This is a genomic window from Arthrobacter sp. B0427-1-12, assembly GCF_059092905.1.
In genome coordinates this window covers 1-18,892 of sequence record NZ_JBNHIC010000061.1, presented here as the reverse complement: position 1 = coordinate 18,892, position 18,892 = coordinate 1, and the positions used below count along the sequence as shown (strand labels likewise).

Below are 18,892 nucleotides of genomic sequence, written 5' to 3'. Positions count from 1 at the left end.
TCAGGGTCCCGGCCCGTACTTTCGTATTGCCGGTGCCGGCACACACCGCGCAACAGCGACGGGCAGACCCGCCGCACCGTTTGAAGAATTGCCCACCGGCAGCCGGTTCGTTTGCCCGCCGAGACTGATCCATGCGGCGCCGGAGGCTTGGAAACTCAAGACATATGCACTGTTATCGGCATCCAGGAACTAACCGTCGGGTTTTTGCCTAGGAACGGAGCGGGCCCTGGCGGCTGTCTCCAGCCGGTGGGCTAAAGGTTCATTCGACCGCGGGGCCTGATTCAGGGAAGCGGCAGAAGGCGCCCATTGAACCGGCAGTGCCTGGCTGCCCCTGCTGCCAGGCAGGGGTCGCTGCCAAGGTCAGGTCCGGCGGCGGGGCCCGCACGGTCAGAGCGGGCGGATGTTTTCGAACTGCGGGACTTTGGAGTCGGGCACCAGATCGAATTCCACGCGCTGGTTTTCCTTCAGGGTGCGGTAGCCGCGGGCGGCGATGGCCGAGAAGCGGGCAAAGATGTCATCGTCGCCTTCGTCCGGGGTGATAAAGCCGTAGCCCTTTTCGGGGTGAACCACTTGACCGTGCCGGTTGTCATCCTAGTGTTTCCTCTCGGCCCGGCCCCGGCCGGTTGTCGTCGGTGCCGACCCTGTTCGGCGTTGTCATGCTCATACCGTAGGCGCACCGGGGCAGTCGAGAAAGGATTCGATGCTGCCGGTGAAGTTCACCCTGTGGAAAGGGTGGGAAGCGGCAGAGGTGCAGGAGGGCGGTCATGGCCTACCGTGGAGTTATGCAGCCGAGCCTGAGGATTGGTCCCGGTGTTTGAGGCGGCCAGCATTGTCTATACGGCCATGGGGGTTGCCGTTCTCGCGGCGGCGGTGTTGCCGCGGCTGCTCCGGAACGCGCCGGTTTCCATGCCTATGGTCTTCATGGGTGCCGGGATGCTGGCGTTTACCGGTATCGGGGATCTGCCGGATCCGGATCCGGTGAGGTACGGGGAGTTTACGACCCACCTGGCCGAGGTCTGCGTCATCATCTCGCTCATGGGTGCCGGTCTGGCCTTGGACCGCCCGTTGGGGGTGCGCCGTTGGGCGACGACCTGGCGGATGCTCGGGATCGCGATGCCGCTGTGCATTTTGGCACTGACCTTCCTCGGGCTTGGGGTGCTGGGTCTTGGACTGGCCGGGGCCATTCTGGCCGCGGCGGCTCTTGCGCCGACCGATCCGGTGCTGGCATCGGAGGTGCAGGTCGGCGAGCCGGCCGAGGAAGAGGGGGAAACGGAGCAGGAGGACGAGGTCCGTTTTGGGCTCACGTCCGAGGCGGGTCTGAACGATGGACTGGCTTTTCCATTTGTCTACCTGGCGATCGCCGTCAGCATTGTCGGAGCCTCGCCCGCCCAGTGGTTTCCGTCGTGGTTTGCCGTTGACGTCCTTTGGCGCACCGGTGTCGGTGTCCTGCTGGGGGTCGGCATCGGCAAACTGCTGGGGCGGCTTTTCTTTGCGGCCCGGCACGAGACGGTCCGGCTGGCCATGCATGCGGAAGGGTTTGTTGCGCTGGCGGCAACATTTTTGGCCTACGGCACGGCCGAAATGCTCGAGGGGTACGGGTTTATTGCTGTGTTTGTCTGTGCCTGTACTATCCGTGCGGCCGAGCATACGCACGGGTACCACCGGGTCCTGCATAGCTACGTGGAGCAGCTGGAACGGCTGATGACGGTGATCATCCTGGTACTGCTGGGCGGGGCGATCGCCCGTGGGCTCCTTGCCGGCGCGGGCTGGCCGGAGTTGCTGGTGGCGCTGGCCTTTCTGCTGCTGGTCCGGCCGCTGGCCGGCTGGCTCAGCCTGGTTGGAGGCAGGACCGGTCCCAGGGAGCGCATCGCCGTCTCCTTCTTCGGTGTACGCGGAATCGGCTCCCTGTACTATCTGGGCTATGCGCTCTCCGCCGGGCAGTTCGCGGCGCAGGCGGATGAGCTCTGGGCGTTCGTGGGCCTTGTTGTTGCCTTGTCCGTGCTGCTGCACGGGGTGAGCGCCGCACCGGTCATGAACGCGCTGGACCGGCTCCGGCGGCGCCGTGCGGTGGAGCGCTTCGGCGACGAAGGGCAGGCGCCGCAAACGGCCGTCTGATCCCTGGCATGGCTTCATCCGCAACGGGAATGGCAATGGCTCCGCGTGAGATGCTCGAACCGTTCATGACGGATGTTTTTCGCGGAAACTTTTTGCCAGAACCATTAGGGGCCCACCCGCACCGGCTGCAGGACAACAAGGGCCGGTGGCATGACCAGTGCGGTACAACCGATCCGACAGGCATCACCCCGCTCCGGGTAACCGAAGGGCCTGAAGGGATGCGGATAAGTGGTGGGCAGGCAGGCGGGTCCTTTAGCGAGGCCGACGGAGGGACCGGGTGATCGCGCGGAAGCTCAATTGAACTCCGCCGAATCCGCAGACAATGCGATTCGCCGGGCCCCCGATTTCATATGAGCTGTTATCGGCGCGGGTGTTTCAGGGCAGGTTCTGCGGCTTTGTTTCTGGTGCGAGAGCCCGGCGGCTCAACCGTGACGAGGCCAGGCTGCAGGGCAACGGTGACGGGCGGCACGCACCAACCCCCACAGAGGTAGGTGCCGCCCACCGGCGGCTATGACCGGGTCTTTCGCCGCTGCCGGTCACCGGCTGCATCCTGAACCTGTGACACGCCCCGCAAGGACGCTCACGACGATACAGTCATCGGGCATACGGGAAAAGTGTGACGCCAGGTTAGGAGACAGAGGCCCCGGACGGTCATCCCCCGTCCCGCCGGGGTGTTCCCCTGCCGGCGGGGTTTACCAGCTCCTCTCGTGCCAGGTCAGGCAGGTCTGGCCGGGGGCCGGCTCGTAGTGGCCCTCCTCGTGTAATTCGGGCAGGTCCTGCTCCCGCAGCCGTACCGTGTCCCCGTCTTTGGGGCCGCCGTAGTACTGGTACACAGTCATAGATTCGTCCAGGCAGAAACGGTAAGCGCGGGACCCTTGTCTGGCCAGACCCCTCGGGCATCCCCGGCACGCCCGACGACGCGCACACCCGGGCCCGGCTTATGCACTGTTTGATATTGGATATTCGCCAGGAAAGGTTTCGTTATCGGTTCGGCGGCAGCTCAGTCGGGCCGCACGGCGGTGAGGCAGAAAGGGTGCCCGACGGGGTCCAGCAGTACGCGCCACCGGTCGGGGGCAGGCTGGTGTTGGGCGGGCGTGGCTCCCAGAGCTACCGCGGCTTGGGTTGCTGAGTCCAGTTCCTCCACGGCGACGTCCAGGTGAAGCTGCTGGTGTTGCGGCCCTTCGGGCCAGGATGGCCGGACGTAGCGGTCGACGCGCATCAGCGTGAGCATGGGTCCTGCTCCTGCCAGGGCAATGACCCCGCGGTCCGGGGTGGCGAAGGCCTCCTCGAGTCCCAGAAGGCGGGAGTAAAAGGCCGCCAGCAGGTCGGCGTCCGGGCAGTCCAGAGAGATGGATGCAAGCTGTCCCACGCGTTCAGTCATGACTACCAAGTTACTGTGTGACCGGTTGGACGACGACGGCGGCCTCAGGATGCAGTTTTCGCCTGACCGGGCATCTGCCCCGGTTGCCGTACTCCGCGTTCCACATCCTTGGCGTGTGAAAGGTCCGCTCCCTCCCAGAGGGGGGCAGGGCCTGAAGGGAAGGCCTGGCCCGCCAGATCCGTGATAAGTCCGCGGCTGCCGGGTTCACAGCTCGCGCAGGTAGCACAGCATTCGGTAGTCCTTGCCCGGCTCGATGTTGGTGAAGCCGTGGCGTTCGTAGAACCGGCGGGTGTCGGTGTCGACCTCATCGACGTTGATATGCATCTCGGCTGCGCCCCGCTCACGGGCCCGCAGGAGCGCCGTCTTTAGCAGTGCTGTGCCGATGCCCTGTCCGCGCAGGTCGGGCTGGACGTAGAGCTCCTCGAGCTGGGCCAGGGCTCCGTCGTAGTACGGGGTGGGCCGCAGGGTCAGGAACGCGAAACCGGTCGGAGCCTCAGCAGGCCCTGACAGGAGGACCAGCACGTCATCGCGGACCAGCAGGAATTTGAATCGGGCGGCTAACTCCGCTGTGGTCGGATCGGGTGCCCCAAACTCGGTGTTGAATTCGTACAGCAGGCGTCCGGCCACGCCCGCCTGCCCGGGCGAGGCAAGGGAGACTTCAGGGACGGCCATGGGGCCATTCTGCGGGTTGGCCTCCACGTCCGGAAGTCCTGTCATTGGCACGGGAGCAAAGGCCCTCGTACTGCACCGGCCTGAGGGGGCGATCCGGCTCAACCCCCACGACCGCAGCGCAAGGCGCGTCCATGTAAACGAAGGAGCCCTCCCGGCCAGAACCGGCCGGCACCACCAACCGACACAGAGCGCTGGCACAAGCCCGCTATCGCCCAGAAAACCGGAGCACCGGAACCAGTGCTCCGCACCCGGCACCCCGGTGCATAGACCGACCCCGCGACATATGCGCTGTTATCGGTGCCATTCAGCCTTAGGCTCCAGGGACCGTTAAGGAGAACCTGGGCAGAGTCTTGAGGTCTGATCACTCCGGCAGCTTTCAGCTCAGCGGGCAGGAACATCCCGCATTCGTCCCTGTCCGCTGCTTCGGCAATCGGCTCATAGACCCGGGTGGGCCGTCAGACCGCGGTCCCGCCCTGTCGCCGGGAATCCCGTATCGGGACAGAGACCCGGGTGTCATGCCCGGCCGCACGGCAGGACCGATTGCGGGGGCTTTTGGGGCCGGTGCTGGTGGTCATTGCATGCAGTCCGGTCTTCGTTCCGGCCGGTGCCCCCGTTAAGGTTCCTCGTCCGCTGCGGGTTTCGGCTGCAGCGCGGTCTGTTTGAGGTCCCGGGCCATGGCGAGCAGTTCGCTGCGGCTGATCTCCGTCATGCCGCTGAGACGCTGATCCAGTTTGTCGGCAAGCTGACCGGCAGACAGGGTGTCCGATTCCGGTTTGAGCTCCTGCATAATGTGGCTGATCCTGCTGAGCAGTGCGTGGGGATTCGCTGTGATCACCATTGACCATCTTCCGTTCTTTGGCCGGCCGCCGAGGCGGCGGAGGACGCGGCCGGAACCTATTCCTGCAATCTATGGCGCAAGCGCGTACGCCCAAGGCCTGCTCCGGGATGGCGGACAGAAGCAGGGGCCGACCGGTACGGTAACGTCACAGAAACCGCTGTCTGCCTGTGCCGGGAAGCAACCTCTTTCAGACAATCTTTCATCCGCAGCCCCGGCCCGGCCGGCAAAAACGGTGCAAGGCTCCCGTCCTTGACGAGGGCGGGAGCCAAGCGGTTTCCATACTGGGAGTTGCTTTGAGGAAGGCGATCCTCAGCCCTTGACGGACCCTCCTTGGTTGAGGGGCATCTCCGCTAATTCGAGTTCCTTGAGGCCGAAGTCGGTGATGAGTTCGTCGTAACCCCCGTCGGTTCCAAGTTTCTGCATGGCTGCTCTGAGCGCATCGCGGAATTCTGCGTTCTCCTTGTTGACTCCCATGCCGTACAGCATGGACTCTTTGTCTAAGTACACGGTCTTGAAAGACTCCGGTTCTTGGGCGACGTTATAGAGGGCCACGGGAGCATCAATCCATGCGCCATCTTCCTGGCCGCTTTTCACCGCTAGAACGCTTGCCGCGCCGTCCGGATAGCCGGTTCCGGTAATCGGTTTCTCGCCCGCGGCCACGCACTTCTCCGAAGCGGCTTCGAGCAGACCCTGCTGTTGCGTGCCCACGATGAAACCGATTCCGTAACCGCACAAATCTTCCGGATTGGCCTCATCTATCTCGAAGCTGGCCGAAGTCAGGATCCCTGTTCCTGCATACATGTAGTCGATGAAGTCGATCTGTGACCGGCGTTCCTCGAAGTCGCTGATGGAACCTATGACGTCAAACTTTTTCGACTCCAGGCCTGGAACCATGGCATCAAAGGTGCCTTTCTGCATCTCCGCCTCCAGTCCCATTACCTGGCCGGCTGCACGCAGTAGTTCCGGGGCGAATCCGGTGATGGTGCCGGCGTCGTCAACGTACTTGACGGGCGGAATGTCGGGACTGACGGCGACCGTGAACGTTCCGCGTTCTTTGTACTTGTCGGGAACCATTGCTGCGATCTCGGGGTCGGTTTCGTAGGTGCGCTGTGCTGCCTGGGGTGCCGGGCCGGCTGCGGAGGCGCTCTGATCTTCGGGATTTGCGCAGGCGTTCATCGTCAAGATGGCCACAAGAGCCAGGCCGAGTGTGCTCAATTGCTTTTTCATGGATGTCTTCCTTGGAGTGAAGTTGCTGTTCGCATGATGTGAATCTGCGGTTTCTTCTCGCGGCACAGGCATTTCATGTACTGGTCGAGAGCGCGATGGAGGAGAAGAATTCTCTGGCGCGGGGGTGCGATGGGTGGTACATGACTTTTTCCGGAGCGCCGCGTTCTATGATTTCCCCGTCGGCCATGACCACGAGTTCATCGGCAACGTCGCGCGCGAAAGACATTTCGTGGGTAACGATGAGCATGGTGCAGCCTTGTTCGGCCAGCAGTTTCATGACGGCCAACACCTCGCCCACCAGTTCCGGATCCAGTGCGCTGGTCGGTTCGTCGAAGAGCAGTATTTCCGGCTTCATTGCCAGAGCCCGTGCAATCGCGACCCGCTGTTGCTGCCCGCCCGAAAGTTCGTTGGGATAATGGTTCTTTTTGCTGCCCAGGCCGACCCTTTCCAGCAATACGGAGGCCTCTTCCCTTGCCACATCGGGGCGGATACCGCGCACCGAAATCGGGGCAAGGGTGACATTCTCCAGGGCGGTGCAGTTTGGAAACAGGTTGAAGCCTTGGAAAACCATCCCAAAAATCAGTTTCTGTTGGCGCGCAGTCTTGGGCGAAACCTGGATGCGGTTCTCTCCGCGAACGGTCTGGCCGAGCATCTGCCCCTTGAAAAAGATGGCTCCGCCGTCGATTTCTTCCAGCGCATTGATGCTGCGCAGGAGGGTGCTCTTTCCGGAGCCGGAAGGCCCCACGATACAGATGACCGATCCTGCCCGGACCTCAAGATCGACGCCCTTCAATGCAGTGAAACTGCCAAACTTCTTTTCTATTCCTATGAGCTCGAGTATCGGAGCCTGGTCAGCTGTGCTCATCGAACACCCCCGTCGACGTTAGTGGAGCTTTTGTTTTCGGATTTCTCAGCGATCCCCCGTGGGCTTTCCTTATGGACCCTGCGGTCAAAGCCGCGGCCGAACCGCTTTTCCAGCAGAGACTGTCCATACATGGCGATCGATGTGAGGACCAGATACCAGATGACGGCTACCGTCAGAAGTGGAATGGTTTCGAAGTTCCGCGCGTAGATCAGCTGTGCCGTGGTCAAGAGTTCGGTATAGCCGATGACGGTGACCAGCGACGTGTTCTTGAACATCGTGATGACCTCGTTGGCCATGGGAGGCGTGATGACACGGATGGTTTGAGGGCCGATGACCTTGGAATAGGTTGTCCAGGGCGATAGTCCCATGGCGCGGCAGGCCTCAAACTGACCTCGATCAACGGCAATGATTCCGGATCGGAAGACCTCCGCTGATTTACCACCCAGGTATAGGGAAAGTCCGACGACGGCAGCCGTGAACCGCGAGATGACTTCACTGGTGGGCACCTCGAAGAACGAGGGCCCGAACGGTATGCCGATGCCCAGCGTGGGGACCAGTGCGCCGAGGAAGAAGATCATCAACAGGAGCACGAGCAAGGGCATCGCCCTGACGACCCAAATATAGAGTGATGCGATGGCACGCATCACCGGCAGGGGCGACAGTTTCGCCCAAGCCGTCAATATGCCTAGAACCAGGCCGATAACCGTCGACACAACGGTCAGAACAATCGTATTCAACAGGCCCTGCATGATGCGCTGGCTGAAAAGATAGTCCTGGACCAGAGGCCACTTCCAATTCTCGTTGAAGAGAAAGAACTGCGCTCCTGCAACAACCAGATACACCGCCAGCGCTCCGGTTATCCACCTGCCGGCACTTCTGCGTGGCTTGATGGGTAACTTCGCTGCTCTTTCGGCCGCCCGCTGCGGCGCCCTCTCAGTCAGTGTTTCCACTAATACCTCCCCTTATGGTCAACGGCACGGCTGCAATTGGTGCGAACAATGATCCGTCGTGTTCAGGCGTCCTACAGTCCTGCCCTCCGCGGCTTCCGGTGTCACCCGTACCTTGCAGGGCTGCGATCAATGTGATGTACGCCATGGCTAAACCTTGGTGTAATGGTCCTATGCGTGTAAACCCTTACGGAGAAGATCCTGTCCGCCTCGCGGTCGCACTCGTCAACGAGCCCCCGGCTTCCTGGCAGGAATTGGCCGACCGCTGCACCGCGGCAGGAATCATAGTTCCCGACGGTACGGATGAGACGGACCTCATTGAAGTCAACAAGATGCTTGAGAAGTGGCTGCTAATCGTCGACGCGCCGACGCCCGAACTGCGGGCTGACCTCCTGAACAAACTCCTTGCCGAGTCCTCGACGCATCCGGCACTTGTCAATCATGAAAATTCGGGATGGCACCTGCACTACCGCCCTGATGATCTCAGACTGAGTGCGGTTGTGGCGTCGATGATCCATGTCGGCACGGCCCTCCATCTTGTCGGCAGGGGTATGCACCGGCTGGGCAGGTGCCAGCTGCAGGGATGCCACCGCGTTTACGTCGACCTCAGCCGCCCGGGGACTCAACGGCACTGCTCGCCCCAGTGCGCCAACAGAAACGCGGTCCGCCGCCACAGGGCTCTTCAGGCGAACAGTTGAGCAGCCGCGCCACGGAGGAACCCTGCACGGCCAGGGACCGGCGCGCGGCTCCCTGAACGGCCGACCGCATCATCACCTCCTGGGCGGATCTGGACAGGCCGGCAAGCTTACCCGAAAGTTTCGCGCAGTCGCACCATGCTGCGTCCGTTCCGTCCCAACAGGGGCCAGCCCCTTTCAGCGTGTTCCTCCGCCGACTTTCCATGTAATGGTTTACAGGCACAAAGCCATTACATAAGAATGAGGCACACAGACGGCATGAAGGCTCTGATCATGCCGCTCCGAAAAGTTTTCACTGCATCAGGGACATTGAACCGCTCGATTGGAGTTAATCGTGATTCAGCCATCAATTGGAGTCATCGGTGCCGGTGTAATTGGCCTTTCACTGGCACGTTCACTGGCTTTAGCTGGCGCCAAGGTAACTGTTTTCGAACAGACCGCTGTCGGCGCCGGCACTACTTCCACGTCTTTCGGATGGGTAAATGCCAACGGTAAGAATCCGGACTCGTATTACGAACTCAATGTCGCCGGAATGCGCGAGCATGCGGAGCTGCAGGCCAGCACGAAGTCGCAGGCCGAATGGTTCGTGCAGGCAGGAACTTATGAGTGGCACGTTGATCCTGAGGCGCAGGAGCTGTTCTACCGCCGCACGGAGCGGCTAAAGACCCTGGGATATTCCATCGAGCAAGTAACCCGAAGCGAAATGGCTCAAAGGCTCCCCGATGTAAACATTGATCGACGGTCGTCCGATATCGCTTTCTTTCCCGAGGAAGGGTATGTCCACACGTCCATTCTGCTTGCCCGCCTGCTGTCTGAAGTCCAGGAGCTGGGAGTACAGTTCCGATGCCCCGTTGAGGTTGTCGACGTTCGGGAGACCGGCAGCGGAATCCACTTGGATTTGAGTGACGGGTCTGAGTGGGCAGGGGATTTCGCGGTCAGCGCGGTAGGGCGCTGGTCGCAGACGATCATGGACCGGCTCGGCCTGGGATACGCGATGCTTGATCCGGACCAGGCAAACAAGTTTGCATGCGGCTTCCTGGGGTACACGCACCCTCTTCAGACCCAGCTGCGCTCACTGCTGATAACGCCTGATATGAATCTTCGGCCGGATGGCGGCGGCCGGCTAATTCTTCAGACCTTCGACTTGGACGATCGTGCCGATCCAGCCCAGGCTGCAGATCCCGACGGGCTGATTGGCCGCGAAATGGTTCGCCGCCTGTCCCGGCTGTTTACTCACACCGCAGGTGCCGCAGTACAGGAAATAAGGGTCGGACAACGGGCTCAACCCGCTGACGGACTTCCTGCCGTCGGTTTCGTCTCTCCCAACCAGCGCCTCTATATGGTGACGACCCACAGTGGCATCACGCTGGCTCCTTTGCTTGGACGGCTGGTTGCTGAAGAAATAGTCGGCGGCAACCGCTCCCCGCTCCTTGTGGATTACGCGCCCGATCGTCTGATCGGCAAAGCGGTGGAAGACTTCGCCGGCTTCTCTCCGGAAAGCAGATTCCCTGGAGCACAATAACTGCTTGAGGGAAGACCGTCTCAGTTCGCCATGGCCTGTCCCAGTACCGCAAGTGGACCTGGCGGTGGCCGCCGCATCGCTGCGGCCGCAGATTTTTCCATCAGTTTGCCGGCATTGCCCGTGAATGCCGGTCCCCGCTGCACGCCACGCGCTCTGGCGTCGACAGCACCTCCCTATCGATCGGAAGGCAATGATCATGACTCTCACAGTGACCAGCAAAGCACCAATAGCCGGAGCCGAAAGGATCCTGACCGCCGAGGCTCTGGGCTTCGTGGAAAAGCTGCACCAGAAGTTCGCCGCCACGCGTGATGGCCTGCTGGCAGAGCGTACGGACGACAGGCAGAAGGCCGCAGCCTCCGGCGGCCTGGATTTCCTGCCCGAAACCAGGCACGTGCGCGAGGGCGATTGGAAGGTGGCCCCGGCACCGGAGAAGCTGCAGGACCGCCGGGTGGAAATAACCGGGCCGGCCTCACCGGCGAAGATGGCGATCAACGCGCTGAACTCCGGCGCCAAGGTCTGGCTGGCCGACCTGGAAGACGCCTCCACGCCGACCTGGCCCAACGTCATTGACGCGCTGGCGAACCTGACCGCGGCCGCCCGCGGAGAGCTGGCGTACACCTCGCCCGAGGGCAAGGAATACAGGCTGCGCACCGACGCTCCCCTGGCCACGGTGGTCATGCGCCCGCGCGGCTGGCACCTGCCGGAGAAGAACGTCGAGATCGACGGGCAGCCGGCCATCGGCGCGCTGGTTGATTTCGGCCTGCACTTCTTCCACAACGCCCGGTTCCTCTTCGAGCGTGGCGACGGCCCGTTCTACTACCTGCCAAAGATCGAGAGCTACCTCGAGGCCCGGCTCTGGAACGATGTCTTCTCCTTCGCCGAGGACGAGCTGGGCCTGCCGCAGGGCTCGGTCCGCGCAACGGTGCTGATCGAGACCATTCCGGCGGCCTTCCAGATGGAAGAGATCCTGTACGAACTGCGTGAGCACGCCTCGGGCCTGAACGCCGGCCGCTGGGACTACCTGTTCAGCATCATCAAGTACTTCCGCGAGGCCGGCGACAGCTTCGTGATGCCGGACCGCGCCTCCGTGGCGATGACCGCTCCCTTCATGCGGGCCTACACCGAGCTGCTGCTTAAGACCTGCCACCGCCGCGGCGCCTTCGCCATGGGCGGCATGGCTGCCGTCATCCCGAACCGCCGCGAACCGGAAGTCACCGAGCAGGCCTTCGCCAAGGTCCGTGCCGACAAGACCCGCGAAGCAAACGACGGCTTCGACGGTTCCTGGGTGGCGCACCCGGACCTGGTAGACATCTGCCGCGAGGTCTTCGACGCAGTGCTCGGCGACAAGCCGAACCAGGTGGACCGCCTCCGCGAAGAGGTCCGGGTCGACGCCGCCCAGCTGCTGGATGTTTCCTCCGCCCAGGGCGAGGTCACCGAGGCCGGCCTGCGGGGCAACCTCTACGTCGCGATGGCCTACACCGCCGTCTGGCTCTCCGGTAACGGCGCCGTGGCCATCCACAACCTGATGGAAGACGCCGCCACCGCCGAGATTTCCCGGTCCCAGGTCTGGCAGCAGCTGCACAACAAGGTCACGCTGGCCGACACAGGCAACACCGTCACGCCCGAACTCGTGGAGCGGATCCTCGCCGAGGAGACGGACAAGCTGCGCAGCGAAATCAACGACGACGAGCGGTTCACCAGGTACTACGAGCCGGCCAGCAAGCTGATTGCGGACCTGACCATCGGCGGCGGGGACTTCGTGGAGTTCCTGACACTTCCGGCGTACGAGCTGATTTCTTGATACCGCCAGACCAGCCATAGGAGGCGAGGGCGTGCAGCGTCGGCGGCGCCCTCGCCTCACTTCGGCGGGCAGATAGGGATGCCCGAAGGGAGGGACCCCAAGTGCAAGCAGGGTGCAGGTTTCCCCGTCATGACTGCCGTCAATTCAGTCGTATTTGCTGTTATCGGCATTAGCCCTGGCTCATTGGTGCATTTACAGGCGTCCTGCCGCGATGGCGGAGGGCCGGGAAGTGCCGTGCGTACGACCGGCGCCCAGATTGGTAAGGGAGAGCCCTGGCAGCCTCGGGAATCAAGAACCTGACACACGTGTCTAAGGATTTGGGTCGTCCAGTGGCACGTATGGTCGATTCATGGATAAGGGCCAGGTCGGCGAGCTGGAAGGGCAAACCTCGATCAACGAGCTGCTTGACGAGCCGGTCGGCGTTGGGCACATCCAGATGGCCCTGCCGATCTATGTCCAGCTCCGGTCGGGAGAATTCCGACGTCTTTCCTGAAATCCCGTGTCCCGCATCTGCGCCGAAAATCGTGCCGGCGATGGCCCGCGTGGTGGTCGGTGGCCTTGCTGACGCTGCTGGCGACCTTCCTGCTCGGCACCTGGCTGGGCGCCACCGGCGCCGTCTAGAGCACCGCGACGGACGCTGTCTGCGACGTAGACAGGACAGTCAGGGATTCGAGGCTGACTGCCCGGGATAGTCCTTAGAAAGCGGGTGTATTTCCCTCCATGAAAGGTCTCGCTGCGCCAGCAATCTCAGTGACACCGGTATCCACATCTGAGGCGATCCGCCGGATGCTTCCAGAACATATGCGCTGTTATCGGCGGTTGGCTCGTCCGATCGTTGCTAGTTCAGGGCGAGGGGAGTACCCGCGGCTCGGAATACGGGATGCTCTGCCAAGTGTCCCACCCGAGGTCGAATCGGGGCAGTACCAGCCGACCCTAACAGCGAGGTTTTAGGTCAGGAGAGCCAGCGTGCTGGGCTGGATCCCCGGGGAACGAGTGGGAAGGCGTAGTGACCGGGGGTGGCTGACATGTGGACTTGGTCGGTCACGCCTTGGTAGCGGCCATTTGGGGTGTCAGCGTGGAACACCTCGGGATCCAGGTATGCGTGGTCGCCGGTGGTGGCGCCGATGTCCGAGGCGTAGTCCTTGTCGAAGATACCGAGCTGTATCAGCCACAGTGAGAGACGGGCCAAAGAGAGATGGATGCGGTAGCTGCCGCCTTCGGTCGTTCTGCGTTTAAGCGTGGCCATGACAGCCATCGCGGCGAGCCACGACATGGCGTAGTCGTTGACGACAAAGATTTCCGTGAGTTCAGGTCTTTCCAGTGTCCCTTCGCGGGCCAGGATCCCCGTCGCGCCTCCGGCGTTCTGGTCGTATCCTATGCGGTCGCTCCAGGGGCCGGTGGGCCCGTAAAGCGACATCTCGACGTGGATGATGCCAGGGCGTACTGCAGCGAGCTCCTCGGCGCCAAGCCTGAAGTGGTTCAGGTAGCCCGGCCGGCGGTTTGCGAAGAACACGTCGGTGTCCCGAACCAGATCGAGCATGCGCGCCATCCCGTCCGGTTCCGCGAACTCGAGGGTTGAGGATCGCATGCCTACGCTTGAGGTGCTGTAGATGGAATCCATTTCGAAGTCGTAGGGTCTCCAGATATTCAGAACGTCCGCGCCATGGAAGGCCAGGGCCCGGCCCAGCCCGGCACCGGCAATGACATGCCCCAGGCCGAGTGCCCGGACACCGTCCAGGGGGGTTGTGGGATCTTCCGAGAACGGTTCGGGGTCGGAGTCTCCGATCTTCTCGATCTGTATAAGGGGCAGCTGTGAGAGGTGGCGGAATTGTTCGTGGTCGAGGAACTCTTCGGTGCTGCGTACGACGGTTGCCTGCAGGCCCTGCCGGTTGGCTTCCTCCTCGAGAGTGAAGGAGTCCCAGTTGCGCGTGACCGTGGCGATGGCTTCGTAGTTATCGGCGCATCCTAAGAATTCCAGGGCGCGGGTTTTCGCCTTGGGATAGATGTTGAGCAACTGGATCATTCGTCCGTCGCGGGTGGGATACATGAAGGATGGAAAGAAGGGGTTGGTCGGGTCGTGTCCATTGACTGGGGGATAGCCGTTGATCAGTTCCCACTTCTGATCGTAGAAGGGACACAGGCGGTGAGGAACGCGTCTCAGGTCAAGGGACAGGTCCTGGCCGATGCCGGTGCGGTGGCACCACAGGTCGGAGGCGGCAACGGACTTGGCCATGAGGGCCACCCCGCCCATGGTGGCCAGGGGCCAAGGGCTTTTCAGGATGGGGTCCTTGCCGGAAAAAGAGACCGTTCCGCCACAGGCCTGGACATCCAGACCCACCGCGGACAGAACGTCGGCCAGTTCACGTTCCGGGTCCAGCACATCATCGGAAGTGATCGGATGGGCAAGCGCGGTCCGGATCTTCTGTTCGAGGGTGGGTTCTGGCACGGCATTCTTCCTTGGTTCAGGGTCAGGAGTCGTAGACAGCCCGGCCCGGGGGGTATCTGCATTTGTTCTGGTGTCCATGAGCGCCGCACCGGGGGAATCCCCTGTGCGGCGCTCAGTGTGCGCCGCTATGAAGCTGTCACTTTGTCCTGGGTCTCGGCGTTGTAGCGTGCTTCCTTGCGCCCCCATCCGCCGGGGAGGAGGGACACGGAGATGACTGAAATCGCCGAAACCACAATCATGTACACCGCCACGGCGTCGGAGGAACCGTAGGTTGCGAACAGGGCGGTCGCGATGGTCGGCGCGAACGCGGGCCCGGCGAGGGTGCCAAGCGTGTAGCCCACCGATGCTCCCGTGTATCGCACTTCCCGGGAGAAGACCATGGACAACAGGGAACCGGTGACACCGGCGGCGGGGGGCATGGCAATGCCGAAGAGGAGGATGACCGCCGTGGTGAAACCCCATGCGGTCCCGGTGTTGATCAGCATGAAGGCAGGCCAGGTTGCCACGCCCATGGCGAGGGCACCGATGAGGTACATGGTCTTGCGGCCGTAGGTGTCCGACAAGGCTCCGAAGACCGGATACAGCACTGTGGCGATGATGGCCGCGACGAAAACGCCCATCAGGGCTGTGCTCTTGTCCAGGTCGACGACATTGGAAGCGTAGTTCACCAGGTAACTCATGGTGATGTACGCGTAGACGCCTTGGGAGAGGTAGGTACCGGCGATCAGGAAGATCTCCTTGGGGTGGCGCTTGAACGCCTCCTTAATCGGCAGCTTGACGAGTTCGTCCTGGGAACGGGCGGCGGCGAACGCCGGGGATTCGGACACGGAGAGACGGATGATCAGGCCGACTGCCACCAGAACGGCGCTGACCAGGAACGGAAGCCGCCAGCCCCAGGAGAGGAAGGCTTCTTCGGGCAGCTGCGCTACGGCCAGGAACGCGACCGTTGCCAGAGCGGTGCCGGCGGGAGCCCCGGTCTGCGGGAAGGCGCCGTAGAAACCACGCTTTCCCTTGGGGGCATGTTCGACGGCCATCAGCGTGGCGCCGCCCCATTCACCGCCGACCATGAAGCCTTGGAACATCCTCAGTACGGTCAGCAGAATCGGCGCTGCCAAACCGATTTGCGCGTAGCCGGGCAACATGCCCATGAGCATCGTTGCCAGGCCCATCCCGACGAGGGAGATGATGAGCATCTTCTTTCGTCCTACTCGGTCACCAAAGTGGCCAAAGACGATGCCGCCCAAGGGGCGGGCCAGGAAACCGACACCGAAGGTGGCAAAGGAGAGCAGCGTTCCCATCAGGGGGGTGGCCTCGGGGAAGAACAGTCGGGGAAAGACCAGCGCGGCAGCGGTGCCGTAGATGAAGAAGTCGTAGTACTCGATGGTCGTGCCGATGAAGCTGGCCATGGCGACCTTGAAGGGGCCGGCCTTCTTTGCGGAAAGCGTGGTGGTGGACACGGGGCGTACTCCAGTGTGAGGGCGGGCAATAGGCACCGAAGGCATCAGCCGTCGGGATCGAAGGCTCTCCCGTGAGCTGGAGCGCTATGGCGCGTGATGAGTCTCACACAGTTTTTGTTAACTGGCAAATTAGCCGGCGAACAATGTTTCTTCCCCGCGGTGGGATCGCTAGGTTGCCGGCGGCTGCGGAACCTCCTTCTCCACGACGGAGATGAATTCCCGCAGGCTTTCTGTCAGCTGGATGATGTGCCGGGGCCCGAGCTGTCCCAGCAGGTCCTGCTCGTAGCGGGAGATGGATTCCAGGATGGGCTCGAATATGGCAAGGGCCTTCTCGGTCGGGGTGATAAGCGATCCCCTGCGGTCCCGGGGATTCTCGGCCCGTTCGATTAGGCCTTCTGCTGTCATCTTTTTCAGGCGCTTTGTGGTCCCGGGGGCGGAAACCAGGGACTGGGAGGTGATCTCGGTGGGGGTGAGCGGCTTGCCGCTGCGGACCAGCACGGAGAGGATGTCGAAGTCCGCCCGGGTCAGACCGTGCCGCGCCAAAACCTCATCACTGCCGGACTGGATCGCGTGCGCGAGGACGCGGATCCGACCCGTGATCGACATGGGAGAGGTATCCAAGTCAGGAAGAATGCCGCGCCACTGGTTCTGGACCACGTCAATTGAGTCGTCTTTGGGATGCAATTTTGTTCACCGGCTAACTAAGTCTATGCTGTTATGTGTCGAGCCTCACGTTACTGCGCGTGCTGCGCCACGTATCAAGTTATGGGTTCCGAAGCCCCCGGTGACAATCGCCGCGTCAGGCGGGGGCGTCTTCTCAGGAGAAGGAAAAACAAATGACAGAGAACTTCACGGCCATCAACGGCGCGGCCGACCGCTTGGACGAGGCGACCGGGCCCGGCGCCTTCGACACCGATGTCCTCGTCGTCGGTACCGGCCCCATGGGGGCGACCACGGCACTGGCCCTCGCAACCTATGGCGTCCGTACCACAATGATCTCCCAATGGTCCTGGCTGGCGAACACTCCCCGCGCACACATCACGAACCAGCGCGCGGTGGAGGTCCTGCGCGACCTCGGCATCGAAGAGGAAGTGAAGAAGTACGCCGTGCCCTGGGATCAAATGGGCGACACGCTCTTCACCACCTCGCTGACCGGCCCGGAAATCGCCCGGATGCGCGCGTGGGGCACAGGGGACGACCGGCTGGGAGACTACATCCAGGCCAGCCCGTGCACGATGCTCGATGTCCCCCAGACCTACATGGAGCCGTTGCTGGTAAAGAACGCCGCAGAGCGCGGCGCGAAGGTCGCTTTCTCCACGAAATATCTGGGCCATTCCCAGGACAGCGAGGGCGTGACGGTCCGCCTGCTGAACCGCACCTCCGATCAGGAGTACTCCATTCGGGCGCGCTACCTCGTGGGCGCCGACGGGGCGAAGAGCCAGATCGCCGAGGAGATCGGTCTGGAGTTCGTCGGGCACACTGCCCGTGCCGGCACCGCCTACGTCCGCTTCCGCGCTGACCTTTCCCGCTACGTCGCCCACCGCCCGAGCATTCTGCACTGGATCATGAACCCCGCCGCGAACTTCGGCGAGATCGGCATGGGCCTGCTGCGCGCGGTACGGCCCTGGGACGAGTGGATCGCCGGGTGGGGCTTCGATATTTCCGCCGGAGAACCCGACCTTTCCCACGCCCGGGTGGTCGAGCAGATCCGCACGCTCGTGGGCGACCCGGACCTGGAACCGGAGATTGAAGGCGTCTCCACCTGGTACGTCAACCAGCAGCACGCACTGACCATGTCTCAGGGCCGGGTGTTCTGCGGCGGAGACGCAACACACCGGCACCCGCCGAGCAGCGGGCTGGGCTCCAATACCTGCATTCAGGATGCGTTCAACCTCGCGTGGAAACTGGCATACGTCATCCAAGGCCATGCCGGTTCCGGGCTCCTGGAGTCCTACTCGCCCGAACGGGCACCGGTAGGACAACAGATCGTGGCCCGGGCCAACCAGTCCCGTCTCGACTACGCACCCCTGCGGGAATGCTTCGACACGACCGACCCCGACGGCGGCGAACCGTCCGTTGAGCACGGCCTCGCCCGGCTGCGGGCCGCCACACCGGAGGGCGTGGAGCTGCGCGCCCGGGTAGCTGAGGCACTGGAACTTAAAAACCACGAGTTCAACGCCCAAGGCGTGGAGCTGAACCAGCGGTACGCCAGCACCGCCGTCGTACCTGACCCTGAGGCCGGACCCGAAACGTTCGCCCGCGACATCGAACTGTACGTACAACCCACCACACGCCCCGGTGCAAAGATTCCGCATGCCTGGCTCGTCGGGGCAGACGGGCACCGTGTGTCCACCCTGGATGTCACCGGCCAGGGCAGGTTCACGCTGGTCACCGGACTCGCGGGGCAGGCGTGGAAGGAAGCCGCCGAACGGCTCGGACTCGGCTTCCTCGACACCATCGTGGTCGGCGAGACCGGCCATGAGGACCCCTACGCCGCATGGGCCAAGGTCCGCGAGATCCATGAGGCCGGCGCCCTGCTGGTCCGCCCCGACGGCTATATCGCCTGGCGCCACAGCTCCCCGGTGTGGGAGGTCGCCCAAGCCGAGAACCAGATCCGCACCGCCCTGCACACCATCCTGGCAACAGAGCCCGCTCCCAGCCGGGATCCAGAACCCATTTACGCGTAATATCACGGCCTTCCCAAGGAGAATCATGAAGACAGTTGCAATCCCCGATTACACGACCGATGCCTTCTTCGGCCTCGAGGACAAGTGGCTCGAGACCGCCGAGGGCGAACTGACCCACTACCACGAGCTGGGCGAGGGCACCCCGATCCTGTTCCTGCACGGCTCCGGCACGGGTGTGACCGCCGCGGCGAACTGGTGGCTGAACCTGCCGCAGATCGCCGAGCAGGGCCGCTGCATCG

16 protein-coding genes and 2 pseudogenes are annotated in these 18,892 nt (G+C 62.8%); 7 read left to right on the top strand and 11 right to left on the bottom strand.

Annotated elements, in window-relative coordinates:
- Positions 1-387: 387 nt before the first annotated feature.
- Positions 388-590 (bottom strand): annotated as a pseudogene (locus AC5RWU_RS21095) (cold-shock protein).
- Positions 591-810: 220 nt separating this feature from the next.
- Here AC5RWU_RS21095 and AC5RWU_RS21090 point away from each other — a divergent pair.
- On the top strand, positions 811-2,115 hold the full coding sequence (locus tag AC5RWU_RS21090; RefSeq protein WP_494032910.1) for a cation:proton antiporter: 1,305 nt from the start codon (positions 811-813) through the stop codon (positions 2,113-2,115).
- A 692-nt stretch (positions 2,116-2,807) separates the two neighbouring features.
- On the opposite strand, the gene AC5RWU_RS21085 is transcribed toward AC5RWU_RS21090, so the two are convergent.
- From AC5RWU_RS21085 to AC5RWU_RS21055, 7 genes are all read right to left on the bottom strand, one after another.
- A complete protein-coding gene (locus AC5RWU_RS21085) occupies positions 2,808-2,954 on the bottom strand; it encodes a hypothetical protein (RefSeq protein ID WP_494032909.1) in 147 nt (48 codons plus the stop codon).
- Between the two features lie 161 nt (positions 2,955-3,115).
- Positions 3,116-3,496, bottom strand: coding sequence for a VOC family protein (locus AC5RWU_RS21080; protein ID WP_494032908.1), 381 nt, complete (start codon positions 3,494-3,496; stop codon positions 3,116-3,118).
- A gap of 204 nt (positions 3,497-3,700) precedes the next feature.
- Positions 3,701-4,168 (bottom strand): GNAT family N-acetyltransferase, encoded by a 468-nt coding sequence (locus AC5RWU_RS21075; protein ID WP_494032907.1) that lies wholly within the window; start codon positions 4,166-4,168, stop codon positions 3,701-3,703.
- 613 nt (positions 4,169-4,781) lie between these two features.
- Complete coding sequence (locus AC5RWU_RS21070; protein WP_494032906.1) at positions 4,782-5,006, bottom strand: hypothetical protein; 225 nt, start codon at positions 5,004-5,006, stop codon at positions 4,782-4,784.
- Positions 5,007-5,315: 309 nt separating this feature from the next.
- Positions 5,316-6,233, bottom strand: coding sequence for an ABC transporter substrate-binding protein (locus tag AC5RWU_RS21065; RefSeq protein ID WP_494032905.1), 918 nt, complete (start codon positions 6,231-6,233; stop codon positions 5,316-5,318).
- A gap of 73 nt (positions 6,234-6,306) precedes the next feature.
- Positions 6,307-7,098 carry an amino acid ABC transporter ATP-binding protein gene (locus tag AC5RWU_RS21060; protein WP_494032904.1) on the bottom strand — a complete coding sequence of 264 codons (792 nt, stop codon included), beginning with the start codon at positions 7,096-7,098 and terminating at the stop codon, positions 6,307-6,309.
- Positions 7,095-8,048, bottom strand: a complete 954-nt coding sequence (locus AC5RWU_RS21055; RefSeq protein ID WP_494032903.1) for an amino acid ABC transporter permease — start codon at positions 8,046-8,048, stop codon at positions 7,095-7,097. Before AC5RWU_RS21055 ends, AC5RWU_RS21060 begins: the two co-directional genes overlap by 4 nt.
- 170 nt (positions 8,049-8,218) lie before the next feature.
- On the opposite strand from AC5RWU_RS21055, the gene AC5RWU_RS21050 reads away from it, so the two are divergent.
- The 4 genes from AC5RWU_RS21050 (at position 8,219) to AC5RWU_RS21035 (ending at position 12,556) form a co-directional block, all read left to right on the top strand.
- On the top strand, positions 8,219-8,743 hold the full coding sequence (locus AC5RWU_RS21050) for a CGNR zinc finger domain-containing protein (RefSeq protein ID WP_494032902.1): 525 nt from the start codon (positions 8,219-8,221) through the stop codon (positions 8,741-8,743).
- 331 nt (positions 8,744-9,074) lie between these two features.
- Positions 9,075-10,262 carry an NAD(P)/FAD-dependent oxidoreductase gene (locus tag AC5RWU_RS21045; protein WP_494032901.1) on the top strand — a complete coding sequence of 396 codons (1,188 nt, stop codon included), beginning with the start codon at positions 9,075-9,077 and terminating at the stop codon, positions 10,260-10,262.
- A 196-nt stretch (positions 10,263-10,458) separates the two neighbouring features.
- Positions 10,459-12,063 (top strand): malate synthase A, encoded by a 1,605-nt coding sequence (gene aceB, locus AC5RWU_RS21040; RefSeq protein ID WP_494032900.1) that lies wholly within the window; start codon positions 10,459-10,461, stop codon positions 12,061-12,063.
- Positions 12,064-12,412: 349 nt separating this feature from the next.
- Positions 12,413-12,556, top strand: coding sequence for a hypothetical protein (locus tag AC5RWU_RS21035; RefSeq protein ID WP_494032899.1), 144 nt, complete (start codon positions 12,413-12,415; stop codon positions 12,554-12,556).
- 459 nt (positions 12,557-13,015) lie between these two features.
- Here AC5RWU_RS21035 and AC5RWU_RS21030 read toward each other — a convergent pair whose 3' ends face one another.
- The 3 genes from AC5RWU_RS21030 to AC5RWU_RS21020 form a co-directional block, all read right to left on the bottom strand.
- On the bottom strand, positions 13,016-14,509 hold the full coding sequence (locus tag AC5RWU_RS21030; protein ID WP_494032898.1) for a CoA transferase: 1,494 nt from the start codon (positions 14,507-14,509) through the stop codon (positions 13,016-13,018).
- Between the two features lie 125 nt (positions 14,510-14,634).
- Entirely contained in the window at positions 14,635-15,966 is a 1,332-nt protein-coding gene (locus AC5RWU_RS21025) for an MFS transporter (RefSeq protein ID WP_494032897.1), read from the bottom strand.
- Positions 15,967-16,134: 168 nt separating this feature from the next.
- A complete protein-coding gene (locus tag AC5RWU_RS21020; RefSeq protein WP_494032896.1) occupies positions 16,135-16,572 on the bottom strand; it encodes a MarR family winged helix-turn-helix transcriptional regulator in 438 nt (145 codons plus the stop codon).
- 230 nt (positions 16,573-16,802) lie between these two features.
- Between AC5RWU_RS21020 and AC5RWU_RS21015 the strand changes: the two genes are divergently transcribed.
- Complete coding sequence (locus AC5RWU_RS21015) at positions 16,803-18,653, top strand: FAD-dependent oxidoreductase (RefSeq protein WP_494032895.1); 1,851 nt, start codon at positions 16,803-16,805, stop codon at positions 18,651-18,653.
- Positions 18,654-18,678: 25 nt separating this feature from the next.
- Positions 18,679-18,892, top strand: a pseudogene (locus tag AC5RWU_RS21010) (alpha/beta fold hydrolase); the annotation flags it as partial.